Origin of the sequence: Pseudomonas sp. FW305-28, assembly GCF_017351395.1 — a bacterium.
GTDB lineage: Bacteria > Pseudomonadota > Gammaproteobacteria > Pseudomonadales > Pseudomonadaceae > Aquipseudomonas > Aquipseudomonas fluorescens_AA.
The window spans coordinates 84,392-98,030 of sequence record NZ_JACNDD010000001.1; the positions used below are offsets into that span (position 1 = coordinate 84,392).

13 protein-coding genes are annotated in these 13,639 nt (G+C 61.4%); 8 read left to right on the plus strand and 5 right to left on the minus strand.

What is annotated here, in order from left to right:
- Positions 1 to 125: 125 nt before the first annotated feature.
- The 3 genes from J4E53_RS00380 to fnr form a co-directional block, all read right to left on the minus strand.
- Complete coding sequence (locus tag J4E53_RS00380; protein WP_060741871.1) at positions 126 to 665, minus strand: Hsp20/alpha crystallin family protein; 540 nt, start codon at positions 663 to 665, stop codon at positions 126 to 128.
- An 88-nt stretch (positions 666 to 753) separates the two neighbouring features.
- The gene (gene arcD, locus J4E53_RS00385) at positions 754 to 2,247 is read right to left on the minus strand and encodes an arginine-ornithine antiporter (RefSeq protein WP_060741872.1); all 1,494 of its coding nucleotides are present in this window, start codon (positions 2,245 to 2,247) and stop codon (positions 754 to 756) included.
- Between the two features lie 130 nt (positions 2,248 to 2,377).
- Positions 2,378 to 3,130, minus strand: coding sequence for a fumarate/nitrate reduction transcriptional regulator Fnr (gene fnr / locus J4E53_RS00390; protein WP_060741873.1), 753 nt, complete (start codon positions 3,128 to 3,130; stop codon positions 2,378 to 2,380).
- A 192-nt stretch (positions 3,131 to 3,322) separates the two neighbouring features.
- Here fnr and J4E53_RS30650 point away from each other — a divergent pair, with 192 nt between their 5' ends.
- Positions 3,323 to 3,514 carry an Lpp/OprI family alanine-zipper lipoprotein gene (locus tag J4E53_RS30650; RefSeq protein WP_237140832.1) on the plus strand — a complete coding sequence of 64 codons (192 nt, stop codon included), beginning with the start codon at positions 3,323 to 3,325 and terminating at the stop codon, positions 3,512 to 3,514.
- 78 nt (positions 3,515 to 3,592) lie between these two features.
- Here the strand turns inward: J4E53_RS30650 and J4E53_RS00400 are convergent, their stop codons facing one another.
- Positions 3,593 to 4,936, minus strand: a complete 1,344-nt coding sequence (locus J4E53_RS00400) for an OprD family porin (protein WP_103308036.1) — start codon at positions 4,934 to 4,936, stop codon at positions 3,593 to 3,595.
- Positions 4,937 to 5,244: 308 nt separating this feature from the next.
- On the opposite strand from J4E53_RS00400, the gene J4E53_RS00405 reads away from it, so the two are divergent.
- The 6 genes from J4E53_RS00405 to J4E53_RS00430 all read left to right on the plus strand — a co-directional run bounded on the left by J4E53_RS00405 (position 5,245) and on the right by J4E53_RS00430 (position 11,639).
- Complete coding sequence (locus J4E53_RS00405) at positions 5,245 to 5,976, plus strand: GntR family transcriptional regulator (RefSeq protein WP_103308037.1); 732 nt, start codon at positions 5,245 to 5,247, stop codon at positions 5,974 to 5,976.
- Between the two features lie 122 nt (positions 5,977 to 6,098).
- Positions 6,099 to 7,388: an MFS transporter gene (locus tag J4E53_RS00410; protein WP_103308038.1), complete on the plus strand. Its 1,290-nt coding sequence runs from the start codon at positions 6,099 to 6,101 to the stop codon at positions 7,386 to 7,388.
- 28 nt (positions 7,389 to 7,416) lie between these two features.
- Positions 7,417 to 8,247 carry an amidohydrolase gene (locus tag J4E53_RS00415; protein ID WP_103308039.1) on the plus strand — a complete coding sequence of 277 codons (831 nt, stop codon included), beginning with the start codon at positions 7,417 to 7,419 and terminating at the stop codon, positions 8,245 to 8,247.
- A 109-nt stretch (positions 8,248 to 8,356) separates the two neighbouring features.
- Positions 8,357 to 10,540 (plus strand): PAS domain S-box protein, encoded by a 2,184-nt coding sequence (locus tag J4E53_RS00420; RefSeq protein WP_060741878.1) that lies wholly within the window; start codon positions 8,357 to 8,359, stop codon positions 10,538 to 10,540.
- The gene (locus J4E53_RS00425; protein WP_103308041.1) at positions 10,537 to 10,938 is read left to right on the plus strand and encodes a response regulator; all 402 of its coding nucleotides are present in this window, start codon (positions 10,537 to 10,539) and stop codon (positions 10,936 to 10,938) included. Before J4E53_RS00420 ends, J4E53_RS00425 begins: the two co-directional genes overlap by 4 nt.
- Positions 10,939 to 11,195: 257 nt before the next feature.
- Complete coding sequence (locus J4E53_RS00430) at positions 11,196 to 11,639, plus strand: HIT family protein (protein WP_103308511.1); 444 nt, start codon at positions 11,196 to 11,198, stop codon at positions 11,637 to 11,639.
- A gap of 36 nt (positions 11,640 to 11,675) precedes the next feature.
- On the opposite strand, the gene J4E53_RS00435 is transcribed toward J4E53_RS00430, so the two are convergent.
- A complete protein-coding gene (locus J4E53_RS00435) occupies positions 11,676 to 12,533 on the minus strand; it encodes a LysR substrate-binding domain-containing protein (RefSeq protein ID WP_060741881.1) in 858 nt (285 codons plus the stop codon).
- A 242-nt stretch (positions 12,534 to 12,775) separates the two neighbouring features.
- Here J4E53_RS00435 and J4E53_RS00440 point away from each other — a divergent pair, with 242 nt between their 5' ends.
- Entirely contained in the window at positions 12,776 to 13,618 is an 843-nt protein-coding gene (locus J4E53_RS00440) for a transporter substrate-binding domain-containing protein (RefSeq protein WP_103308512.1), read from the plus strand.
- Positions 13,619 to 13,639 lie beyond the last annotated feature (21 nt).

Sequence of the window (13,639 nt, forward strand, 5' to 3'; positions counted from 1 at the left end):
TTCAGTGTGGGAGCGAGCTTGCTCGCGATAGCGGTGGTCGCTTCAACGACGCATTCGGCCTGAAATAGGCACAGGCAAGAAAAAGCCCCTCGTCGTTGGCCGGCGAGGGGCAGGGTTCAAAGCGATCAATCGGCCTTGATGGGCACGACCTTTTCCGCTTTCAGTGCTTCCGGTTTTTTTGGCAGTGTCAGCGTCAGCACGCCTTTGCTGAACTGGGCTTCGATCTTGTCGCTGTCGACGCCTTTTGGCAGGTTGAACACGCGTTCGAAGGAGCCGTAATGGCGCTCGGACAGGTGATAACCCTTTCTTTTTTCTTCCTTGGTGTCTTTTTTCTCCCCCTTGATGATCAGGTTGCCGTTGGCCAGACGGATTTCGATGTCTTTCTGATCCATGCCGGGCAACTCGGCGGTGATTTCAAAGCTCTTTTCCTTCTCGCTGATGTCAACGGCCGGCAGGCTGCTGGTGGAAAACTCGCGACGCCAGAAAGGCTCGACATCGAACAAGCCGCGACTGAAAGGCGAAAGCCCCGTGCCCCGGTTGAAATCATCGAACAGGCGATCCACCTGCTGGCGGAGCTTTTCAAACGGATGCCTGAGCTCAGGCTTGGCGAGAGGTGGAGCGTTTTCTTCGGTTTTGACCGGCATTTTCTTCACTGAATTGGACATTTGATTTTCCTCTTTGGTGATGTCCGGACGGGTACCTGGCCAGATGAGCAGATACCGTTGCCGAACGGGTCAATGCACGCTTGCGAACTTACAAAGACAGTTGGCCGGCCCAGAGCATCCAGCCGGCGAAGATCGCCGCCACCCAGATCACTATCAGCAGGCCCCAGCCAAAACCAGTGAGGGCCCGGCCTGTCCTGGCCCGTTGGGCGCTCAGGTAGATCAGCGAGCCGGGGGCATAGAGCAGGGCACTGAGCAGCATGTACCGGGGGCCGGCGGCGTAGAGCAGCCAGACGCAATAGCCCGTCGCGACCACAGCGATGGCCATGTCGCGCAGTTGCAGGCCGCGATGGCCGGCGTAGGTCTGGCCTTGCCAGGTCATTTTCAGTGCATACAGGCCACTGAACAGGTACGGCAGCAGGATCATCGAGGTGGCGAGTGAAATCAGCGCCAGGTAGCTGGCACTCGAATACAGGGTCAGCAGCAGGAACAATTGGATGCAGCCGTTGGTGATCCACAGCGCGTTGGCCGGTGCGCCATGTTGGTTTTCCGTGGCCAGCAGGCGTGGCATGACCTTTTCCTTGGCCGGGGTGAAGACCGATTCGGCTGCCAACAGCGTCCAGGCCAGCAGCGCGCCGCCCACTGACACAATCAGGCCAATACTGATCAGCACCGCGCCCCAAGGCCCGGTCACCGCTTCCAGTACACCGGCCATGGAAGGATTCTTCAGCGCGGCCAGTTCGGGCTGTCTGAGGATGCCCAACGACAATAGGGAAACGGCGATCAGCAGCAACAATGTGAGGATGAAGCCCATCACGGTAGCGCGGCCGACGTCGGCCCGTTCGGCGGCCCGGGCGGAGAATACGTTGGCGCCTTCAATACCGATGAACACCCAGACCGTCACCAACATGGTGCTCTTGACCTGGTCCAGCGTACTGCCCAGCGCCGGCGTGCCCCAGAAATCCACCATGAAGGTGTCCTTGGAGAACGCGGCAATGACCAGCCCGATGAACAACAGCAACGGCACCACCTTGGCGATCGTCGTCAGGGCGTTGGCCTTGGCGGCGGTGCGCATCCCGCGCAGGATCATCCAATGCAATGCCCACAGCACCACAGAAGCGCCGATGATCGCGGCCTTGTTATTGCCTTCGCCAAACAGGGGGAAAAAGTAGCTGAGCGCAGCGAACAGAATCACCAGGTAACTGACATTGCCGATCCAGGCGCTGATCCAATAGCCCCACGCCGAATTGAAACCGAGGAATTCGCCGCCCAGGGCACGGGCATAGGCAAACACACCGTTGTCCAGCTCCGGTTGGCGGTTGGAGAGGGTCTGGTAGACCAAGGCCAGCGAGAGCATGCCCACCCCGGTGATGAGCCAGCCGATCAGGATCGCCCCGGCACCGGCGCTGGCTGCCATGTTCTGGGGCAGGCTGAAGATGCCGCTGCCGATCATCGAACCGACGACCAGAGCGATCAGCAAACTCAGCGACAGGCGTCTGGGCTCGACCTTTCGCAAACTGCCGGCCAAAGGGTGAGGTGTGACGGTTGGGATGACCGGTTCTGTACCTTGCAGGTGCGTTGCCATGATCTAAGCCTCCATGAGACGGGAGGTTCGGTAACCTTCGTCGATGCAAAGGTTCGAACGCTGAGTCTTAATCTCGGCTTGGAGGCGTTGACGGGTATTGACGTAGATCAGATGTCATGCAGAGCAGGCATCACAGTTCCGCATGACGATGACAACCGGCGACTTTTTGCTTGAGGCCGGGCAAGTCCAGAATAGTGACATTGCGCCCATGCATGTCCACCAGTTCCTCCTGGCGCAGGTGGGCGATGCCCCGGCAGATGGTTTCCAGGCGCAGGCCCAGGTAGGAGCCGATGGCTTCGCGGCTCATGCGCAGCACGAACTCCCTGGAGGAATAACCTCGCATGTTAAGCCGCTGGGACAGGTTCAATAGAAACGCCGCCAGGCGTTCGTCGGCGTTCATGTTGCCGAGCATCAACAGCATGCCGTGGTCGCGCACGATTTCCTGGCTCAGGAGTTTGTTCAGGTTGTGCTGCAACGACGGTAAGTCGTGGGCCAGTTTTTCCAAGAGGTTGAAAGGCAGCGGGCAGACTTCGCTGTCTTCCAGGGCAATGGCATTACAGGCGTAGTGATCGGTGCTGATGGCGTCCAGGCCAAGCATTTCGCCTTGCATCTGGAAACCGGTGACCTGTTCGCGACCGTCTACCGAGAGGACGCTGGTCTTGAAGAAACCCAATCGCACCGCATACAACGAGCGCAGCGGGTCGCCGGTGCGATACAGCGCTGCGCCTTTCTTGACCTTCACTCGCTGGGCGATCAGGGTGTCGAGGCGCTCGACTTCACCGCCCGTCAGGCCAATGGGCAGGCACAGCTCAAGCACGCTGCAGTTCGAGCAGGCGGTCTTGAGGGCATGCACCCGCAGAAGTCGCGGTTCGGACTCGGCCATGGGGAAAATTCCTATAGTTGGAGCAAGCATAGAAGAACAACTCATCCACGCCTGTTTTTTGTCGCCTAAAGCGATACCGATTGTCGATTGGCGCAGTGGGGCGCGAACGATGGGTTGCAAACCTTCACTGTCGGTCTGCAGGACGACGCTGCTGCATCGTGGGCGGGCGTACAAAGGGGCAGTGACAGATCGATCAACGGCCTGGCGCTGTCAAACCAGTCGCTGGGGTCGGCGGAAAATAACGCCGCAACGGCAAGGCTCAGGGCGGATGAGGCCTTCAGGAAAGCTGAGCAGGCCGAGACAATGTCCGAGCAGGCCCAACGTACCGCCGAGGAGGCAAGCATCCGGGCCACTCGGATGACCGATAAGGCCTCGCGCAAGTAATCAGCGGATATATGGGGCATGGGCAACAGGCGGGCGCTGCGCGTGTTCGTCCACCTTCGGTTTCCTGACACGCGAGGGTCAGAACGGCCCGAGCTTGAGCGGGTACTCAATGACGAGGTACAGCCGGTCGATGTCATCGCCGCCCTGGCTGCTGTTGGCGCGATGGGTGACATGGGACAGTTGCAACGACAGGTCCTTGGCCGGGCCTGACTGCACGATGTAGTGCAGGTCCAGGTCGCGCTCCCAGTGGCGTCCGCCAGCGCCTTGTTGCGGACTGTAAGTGCCGGTGTCGCTATCGAACGGGTTGTAGGCACCGCCTTGAGGGGCATGGCTGCCGTCGATCCCGCGTCCAGTCACATAGCGGGCCATGAAGCTCAGGCCGGGGATGCCCAAGGTGCCCAGGTCGAGGTCGTAGCGCGCCTGCCATGAGCGTTCGCCCGGGCCGTTGAAGTCGGCATATTTGATCGAGTTGGCCAGGTAGATGGAGTCGCCGCCGACGAAATCGAAGGGCGTGTCGCCGTTGATTTTCTGGTAGGCCAGGGTGAACGCCTGGGCATTGAACCGGTACTTGCCGCTCAGGCTATAGGCTGTGGTGTCGATGGCCCCGGCGTTGGCCTTACCGTAGTCGCGGGTGTGGTACAGGTTGCCGTCAAGGAACAGTTCGCCAAGGGTGGTATGCAGGTTGGCATAGTACTGGCGCCAGGTATCGCTCAGTTCGGAGGCGTAGAGCGCGCCGCCCAGGGCTTGGCCGGTGAGCAGGTCGACGCCGATGAAGTCGATGGCGCTGTGGCGCGTCGTCGCGCCATACCCGGAAAAATCACCCTTGCCGGTCGAGGCGTCCTGATTCTTGAACGCACTGAAGTGACCCGCCTGCAGGTCGAGCCCGTTGAATTCGCGGCTGGAGAGCAGCAGGCCGCTGGCGTATTCGGGTTGCAGGCGCTTGTCTGCGGTATCGAATACCGGGCTCTGCACGGTCATTTCGCCGAGCGCCAGGGTGGTGCGTGAGGCGTTGAATTTCAGCGCGCCGCCGGCACTGGAGTAATGCTCCTCGCTTCGCCCATTCTCATCCAGCGGCAATAATCCCGTTCCGGAATGCCCCTTGCCGCCGTCCAGTTTCAACCCCAGGAACCCGTGGGCATCGATGCCTACGCCGATCGTGCCGGGGGTGAAACCGGACTCGAACGAGGCGATGAAGCCCTGGGCCCATTCCTGTTTGTAGCTTTTGCCTGCCGGGGTCGGGGCGCGATAGTCATTGTTGAGGTAGAAGTTACGGCTGAGGACTTGCAGCGTCGCCCCGTCGAGAAAGCCAGGCGTGCTTTGCGCGAGTTCCGCTGCCATCGCCGGTGCGGTGCTGCTTGTGAGCAGGGCAAGCAGCCAGAGTGGCTTCAGGGCGGCGGTTGAGTGGTGGGGTGCAGGCAACATGCTTCATTTCCATGTGAAATTGGGCGGCGAAGGGGCGGTACTACGCGCAGCCAGTGGGAAATGCCCGGCGCACCGCAGGGTGGGCGGACAGCTTTGCGCTTGAGCAAACAGGTCTGGGCAGAGGGCTTCATTCTTGGGCGTGGGGCGCGAGCGTGCGAGTTAAACGTTGTTAATTGCGGGCGGCTGCGTCATTGGATTCACCATTCGTCAACGAGACACCCTGGCACTTCTTGACAGCCATCGAGCCTGGGTAAATACTCGTCGTGCATATTCATATATATGACTAGATAACAAGGTGAATAAGGTCGATGAAATCTCTCTCCAGTGATGCCCGCCTGCCGCTGTATCAACGTTTGCGCGACCAATTGGCTGAACAGATCGCCAATAACCGCTGGCGCCCGGGGGAGGCGATTCCGACCGAGGCCGCCCTTTCAGCGGAGTACCAGTTGTCGACCGGCACAGTGCGCAAGGCCATCGATGCGCTGGTCAGCGAGGGCGTCCTGGAGCGCCAGCAGGGGCGCGGTACTTTCATTCGCCGGCCGCAGTTTCAATCGTCGTTGTTCCGTTTCTTCCGTTTTCAAAGCGCTTCTGGCGAACGCCGGGTTCCCGAGAGCCGGATCTTGTCCGTGGAACCGGTGGCCGCGCCGTCGGCGGTGGCCCAGGCGCTGGGGTTGCCGGTGGATGCGCCGGTGATTCGCCTGGTGCGGGTGCGTCTGCTGGAAGTGGAGCCGGTGCTCGCCGAAGAAATCTGGTTGCCCCGTAGCCGCTTCCAAGCCTTGCTCGAAATCGACCTGAGTCAAAAGGGCCCGTTGCTTTACCCCATCTATGAAGAGGTGTGCGGCCAGGTTGTCGCCTATGCCGAAGAAACCCTCACCGCCGAATCGGTGAATGAGGTGCACGCAAGATTGCTGCAGGTGCCGGTCAACAGCCCGGTGGTGGTGATCGAGCGCCTGGCACGGGACTACGCTGGCAATCCCCTGGAGTGGCGACGCTCTCGCGGGCATGCCGAGCACTTCCGCTACCGCGTGGAAATTCGCTGACCCGACCCGGCTGGCGGCGAGTCGATCGCCGCTGTCCTTATCGTTTTGTTTGCCATGACTGGCCCTGTAGCGGCGCGGTTCGCTCTCGGCTGCCTTTCGTTCCACTTACAAGGATAAGAATCATGTTCAGTTGGTATCGCCAAGTCACTGCGCGGGAGCGCAAAACGTTTTGGGCCTGTTTCGGCGGATGGTCGCTCGACGCCTTGGAAGTACAGATGTTCGGCCTGGCGATACCGGCATTGATCGCCGCGTTCGCCCTGACCAAGGGCGATGCCGGGTTGGTCAGCGGCGTGACCCTGGTCACTTCGGCCATTGGCGGCTGGGTCGGCGGGACGCTGTCGGATCGCTACGGTCGGGTGCGCACACTGCAGTGGATGATCTTGTGGTTTTCGTTCTTCACCTTCCTGTCAGCGTTCGTCACGGGCTTCCACCAGCTGTTGATCGTCAAGGCGCTGCAGGGCTTCGGAATTGGCGGGGAATGGGCCGCCGGCGCGGTATTGATGGCCGAGACCATCAACCCCAAGTATCGCGGCAAGGTCATGGGCACGGTGCAAAGCGCCTGGGCGGTGGGTTGGGGGCTGGCGGTCGGCGTCTTCACGCTGATCTACTCCCTCGTGCCGCAAGACATGGCCTGGCGGGTGATGTTCGTCGTGGGCTTGCTGCCGTCGTTCCTGATCATCTGGGTGCGGCGCAACGTTGAAGAGCCCGACAGTTTCCAGCGCCTGAAAAAAGACAATGTCATCCCGCAAAGTTTCTTCAAATCCCTGGCCGGTATCTTTCGCCCCGAGTTGATCCGCGTGACCTTGTTTGGCGGGTTGCTGGGGCTAGGGGCGCACGGTGGTTACCACGCGGTGATGACCTGGCTGCCGACCTTCCTCAAGACCGAGCGCAACCTGTCGGTACTCAACTCCGGCGGCTACCTGGCGGTGATCATCTTCGCCTTTTGGTGCGGCTGCGTAGTCAGTGGCCTGTTGATCGATCGCATTGGCCGCCGGAAGAACATCGTGTTGTTCGCGCTGTGCTGCGTGGTCACCGTGCAGTGTTATGTGTTCCTGCCGTTGACCAACACCCAGATGCTGTTCCTGGGGTTCCCGCTCGGCTTCTTCGCGGCCGGTATTCCGGCGAGCCTCGGGGCGTTTTTCAACGAGTTGTACCCGGCGGATGTGCGCGGTGCCGGCGTGGGGTTCTGCTACAACTTCGGTCGGGTGCTCTCGGCGATGTTCCCGTTCCTGGTCGGCCACATGAGCGATTCCATGTCCTTGGGCTCGGCCATTGGCATCGACGCCGGAATCGCCTACGGCGTGGCGGTGATCGCGGCGTTGTGCCTGCCGGAAACCCGCGGCCGCAGCCTGGAAGCCACTGCGGCATCGGCGCCTGTGGTTGAGCATGACAGCCAGAGCGCCCGGGCCTGATTTCCCTTATTGTCGATAGATGAGACCCATGGTTGATACCTGTACCAAACCGATGACCGGCATTGACTGCCACGCCCACGTGTTCAGCCGTGAGCTGGAACTGGCCGCTGTCCGGCGCTACACACCCGACTATGACGCCACGCTCGCTCAATACCTGGGCCACTTGCACGCCCATGGCTTGAGCCATGGCGTGTTGGTGCAGCCGAGCTTTCTCGGCACCGATAACCGCTACCTGCTGGCCGCCCTACGGCAAGCGCCGGAGCAGTTGCGCGGGGTCGTGGTGGTGGAGCGAGACATCAGCCGAGCCGAGCTGGACGACATGGCCCGGTTGGGGGTGGTCGGTGTGCGCTTGAACCTGATGGGCAAAGCCTTGCCTGATTTTCGTGACGCCGCCTGGCACGGCTTGTTGGGCCACATCGCCGAACTGGACTGGCATGTCGAGTTGCACGCCAACCTGGTGGACTTGCCGGGGTTGATGGCTCAGCTGTTGCCATGGGGCATCAAGGTGGTGGTCGATCATTTCGGCCGCCCGGATGCGTGTTCGGGGCTGGATCAACCTGGCTTTGCCCAATTGATGGCGCTGGGGCAGGGCGGGCAGGTGTGGATGAAGGTGTCCGGTATCTATCGATTGGGCGCAACGGCCCCGCGCAACCTTGAATTCGCCCGCGCCTCGTTGGCGCTGCTGGAACGCAGTTTCGGCCCCGAACGCCTGGTGTGGGGCAGCGATTGGCCGCACACTCAGCATGAAGCGCATGTCGGCTTCGAGACGGTCATGGCGCAGCTGCGCGCATTGGAATGTTCGGCGTCGCTGATTCATGCGTTAATGGTCCAGGCACCCCAGGCGCTCTTCAAGTTTTGAGGCACGAGGCTGTGACGTCGAGTTTTCCTGAACTCGCCCGATGAATAGGGATCTAGACTCCATTGATGCCCCTGTGAAAGGTTTCAGCCTGGCGGTTTGAGGATGACTGATGTCGAACATTGAAGAGCTGCCCACGCAAACACCTGCGCCGAGCGAATACGAAAGCTTGATCGCGATGGGGACGGGCGCGCTCGATGCGATTCCCGGTGCGGTGTACCTCTGCGATCACCAGGGGTGGCTCGTCCGGTACAACAGCGAGGCGGCCGAGCTGTGGGGACGGGCACCAGCACTCGGAGAGAACGGCGACCGTTTTTGCGGTGCCCATCGATTGTTCCTGGCCGATGGCACGCCGCTGGCATTCGAACACTGCCCGACGGCCTCGGCGCTCAATACAGGCATTGCGCCGCGCAACCAGGAAGTGATCGTTCAACGCCCGGATGGCTCGCGGTTCGTGGCGCTGATGAACATCCGTGTCCTCAGGGATCGGTGGGGCGACATTCAAGGGGTGATCAACTGCTTCCAGGATGTGTCGGCGCACCATGCCATGGCCGAGGAGCTTCGGCGCAAGAGTGCCGACCTGGAGGACTTTTTCGAAAACAGTGCCGTGGGCCTGCATATCGTCAGTGGCGAGGGCATCATCCTGCGCGCCAACAAGGCGGAGCTGGCGCTGCTGGGTTACCCGGCAGAGGAATACATCGGGCGGCACATCACCGAGTTTCATGTCGATGAACCGGTTATCGACGATATCCTCACCAAGCTGGGCAGTGGCGACTGCCTGGAGAGTTATCCGGCGCGGCTGAGGGCGAAAGACGGCTCGATCAAGCATGTCACCATCACTTCGAACGGGCGCTTCGAGGACGGAAAGCTTTTCAACACCCGTTGCTTCACCATCGACAGGAGCTGCGTCCACGCGGCCGAGACGGCACGCCAGGACAGCGACGACCGGCTTTCAGCGACCTATGAGGCGGTGACCATCGGGATTTCCGAGGCCGATATCGACGGTCGCTTGCTCCGGGTGAACGACGCCCTGTGCAACATGCTGGGCCGGTCGCGGGAGGAACTCCTGTCGATGACATTCCTGGACTACACCCACCCGGACTGCATCGCCCAGGATGCGGGGTTGTACGCCCGCCAGGTGGCCGGTGAACTGGATAACTACGTGCTGCGCAAGCGCGCCCTGAAGCCCGATGGCGAGGTGGTCTACCTCGACATCCACAGCTCGTCGGTGAGGGACGCCAACGGTACGTTTCGTTATGGCGTGCGGGTGCTGCAGGACGTCACGCTGGCGCGGCGGATGGAAAACCAGATCCGCGAAAGCGAACGGCACATGCGCAATCTGCTCGAAGCATTGCCTGCCGCGGTGTACACCACCGATGCCGAAGGGCGCATCACGTTCTACAATCGCGCCGCTGTCGAACTGTCGGGGCGCACCCCGCAGTTGGGCGACATGTGGTGTGTGACCTGGAAGCTTTTCAACACGGACGGAACCGCGCTTCCCCACGATCAATGCCCGATGGCGGTGGCGCTGAAGGAAAACCGGCCGATACGCGGCGTCGAGGCCATTGCAGAGCGGCCGGATGGCAGCCATGTACCGTTCACGCCGTTTCCCACGCCTTTGCATGACGCCGATGGAAACCTGGTGGGCGCCATCAACATGCTGGTCGATATTTCCGAACGAAAACAGGCGGAGAACCGCCAGAAAACGCTGATCGATGAGCTCAATCACCGGGTCAAGAACACCCTGGCCACGGTGCAATCGCTGGCGGCCCAGACCGCGCGCAATGCCGAGGATGCGAAGGACGGCTACAGGCGTTTCGAGGCCAGGCTGTTGGCGTTGTCCCGTGCACACGATCTGTTGACCAAGCGGCATTGGGGGCAGACGCCACTCGACACCCTGGCCCATGAAGTGCTGCTGCCGGTCTTTGGGCATGAGCCTGGCCGTGTCGTGATCGAGGGCGCTTGCGTGGACATTGGCACCCGCGTGGCGCTCAACCTCACGATGACCCTCAATGAATTGGCGATCAACGCGCTCAAGTACGGGGCCATGTCGGTGGAGACGGGGACGCTTGCCGTCACGTGGTACCTGCAGAGCCAAGCGGACGGAACGTGGCTGACCCTCGACTGGCAGGAGCGTGGAGGGCCGCTGGTATCCCCGCCGGAACGGGAAGGGTTGGGGTCGCGCCTGATGAAGCGCTGCATCGAGCGCGACCTGGGCGGCACGTTTGACCTCACCTATGCCCCGCAGGGCGTTTGCTGTCGTTTTTCGTTCCTGATTGGAGCGGACGGGGCATGAGCCCATTGGCTGGAATCCGGGTGCTGGTCGTCGAAGACGAAGGCGCGATTGCCCTGTTGATCGAGGAGATGCTGGAAGAGTTCGGATGCGAAGTGGTGGCCTCGGTCGCCCGGCTCGCTGCTGCGTGTGAAATCGCCGGCTCGGTGCAGGTGGACCTGGCGATCCTGGACGTCAACCTGGCCGGCGAGCGTGTGTTCCCAGTGGCCGACATTCTTCGCGAGCGCCAAATCCCCTTTCTGTTCAGCACCGGATACGGCGCCAGCGGGCTGCCGGCCGAGTACGCCGCGCGGCCGGTTCTGCACAAGCCGTTTTCGGAAAGTGAATTGCGGCAGAAAATGGCCGTTGCGCTGAAGGAGGCCCGCGAAAGCACCCCGACCTTCAGCCCTGATGCCAACTGACTCACCGCCATCGCGAGCAAGCTCGCTCCCACAATGGCCGGCGGTGGACCGTGATTGAGTGCCCCCCACAAATCCCCTGTGGGAGCGAGCTTGCTCGCGATAGCGATCCGGCCTCCAGCACCGTACCAACGGATGCAACACCCTCCCCAGCAAGCCCAGCCCTGACGTTCAAGCAGGCCTTTACGAGACGTTGCCACTGGACTGTGCTAAATCTCTTACCGGCAACCCACCTCTCCACACCCATTCAAGGAGTGAACATGAGTCTCCACGGTCACTACGATCCGCAGAACATCTTTGCGCTGATCCTTCGCGGCGATGCGCCGTGCTACAAGATTTACGAAGACGCCGATGTGCTGGCCTTCCTGGATATCTTTCCGCAATCGCGCGGCCATGTCCTGGTCATCCCCAAAGCCTCCCAGGCGCGCAACATCCTCGAAGTCGAGCCCGCTGTCCTGGGCGCGATGATGTCTGCCGTGCAGCGCCTGACGCGCATCATCGTGGACGAGTTGCAGCCGGACGGGGTCCAGGTTGCGCAGTTCAATGGCGCTGTGGCCGGGCAGACGGTCTTTCACATTCACGTGCACATCATTCCGCGCTGGGAAGGTGAGGAGCCGGGTGTGCATGGCCGGGGCAAGGCCGATCCCGAGGAGCTGGAAAAACTCCAGGCTCGCCTGGTCGAGCGCATTCGCTCAATGGCCTGACGCCGGGCAAGGTCCTGCGAAGGGGCGCGGGCCGTATCAGTTCCCGTGTCCCTGGTTGCTGCGGATCAACTCGTAAGCCCGGCGCACCAATGGATTGACGGTATTGGGTCGAATCCACAGGTGATAAGTCACGTCCGGGAGCCGCGGTAAACCATCGTTTTCCCCCAATACCCGCATGTCCGGGCCGAGCATTTCCATACTGCGTGGGGTGACCCCTAAGCCCGCGCGGGTCGCGGCCTTGATGCCGATCAGGTTCGAGGCCAGGTAGGCCTGGCGCCAGGGAATCTTGGCACGTTCGAGCGCCTCGAGGGCATAGCGGCGATAGATGCTGGGCTCATCCACCAGAATCAGCGGCAACGGTTCGCCGGGGTTGTGCAGGTACTGGGCCGAGCAGATCCACCACACCGGTGAGGTGCGCAAGGCGAAGCCTTCAAGGCTCGGATCCTGGCGGGTGGAAATGATCATGTCGACCTTGCCTCGATGCAGGTCGTCCATCAGGAACGGACTGCGTCCGACATCGATTTCCAGGCGCAAGCGCGGGGCCGAGCGGGCGATGTGACTGAGGATCGGAGGCAGGATGGTGTCGGCGATGTCGTGGGGCGAACCGATGCGCAGCACGCCGCTGAGGCTGCTCTCACGCAGGGAGCTGAGGACGTCGTCATTGAGCGATAGCATCTGTCGCGCATGCCGCAGCAATTGCTGGCCGGCTTCCGTGAGCTGTTTTTGCCGTCCGCGTTTTTCGAACAGGCTTACCCCGACCTGCTGTTCCAGGCGTTGCATGTGCTGGGTCACTGAAGATTGTGTGCGAGACAACTGGGCGCCGGCTTCGGCGAAGCTGTGGTGATCGACCACGGCGATGAAGGTGCGCAGTAACTCGAGATCGAGGGTCGACATGGCGGTTGCTTCACATCAAGGGTGCAAACCTAAACATTACAGATTTTTATGGGTTGAGGGGAGTCTTGCGACGGGGTCTTGACTGCAAGCCAGTAAAACAGCGGTTATAAGTTTTTCGCCTGGAAACCAAACCCTGAGAGTTATAACGATATTAGATATTTGAATTTCCTTTGCCTCAAGGCGCTCCCTAGGATGCCCACTCATCAGGTCGGGGGACGCCGGCCATCCATGAGGGGAAATCCATGTTGCTCGAGCGCTCACCTGTAAAACGATTGCTGCCTGTCATGCTGGGCGCCTTGATTTCATTGTCAGCCGTCAACATCGCCCAGGCCGATGCCACTCTGGACAAGATCGAACAGCGCCACGAACTGGCGGTGGGTGTGCTGCTGTCCGGTGGCCCGTTCGGCAGCATCGACCCCGCCACCCAGAAACCGCGCGGCTTGAACGTCGAGCTCGCTCAGGAATTGGGCCGGCAACTGGGCGCCGAGGTGCAACTGGTGCCGGTATTGCCCGCCAACCGCGTGCAGTTCCTGCAGCAGGGCAAAGTCGATGTGCTGATCGCCAACATGGAATGGACCGCCGAGCGCGGTGAAATCCTCGGGTTCGTACCCACGCCGTTCTACCGCGTCGGTGGCACCGCGGCGGTGCTCAAGGACAGCACGATCAGTCGCTGGGAAGACCTGAAGAATCAACCGGTGTGCACCTCCCAGGGCAGCAGCTACATCAAGCCGCTCACCGAGTTGGGCGTCCAGATCAAGGCTTTCAAGAGCTCCTCGGAATCACTCCTGGCACTGCGTGGCAACAACTGCGTCGCGGCGGTGCACGACGCCACGCTGATCAATCCACTGATTGCCGACAACGCCGAATGGCAGGGTTACCGCGCCCTGAGCCCGGAGCTGAACCCGGCGCCCTCGGTGATCTGGACGCGCAAGGGTGAAAGCGATACCCAGGCCAAGCTCGACCCGATCATCAAGCAATTGCACCGCAGCGGCTGGCTGATCGAGGCCCAGACCCGTAACCGCATCACCCCGGCGTCACCCGCCTTGGTGGAATTGCAGAAACAGTTCCAGGCCAACGGCGCCTGAGGATCGTCGCGCCTGTTTTCG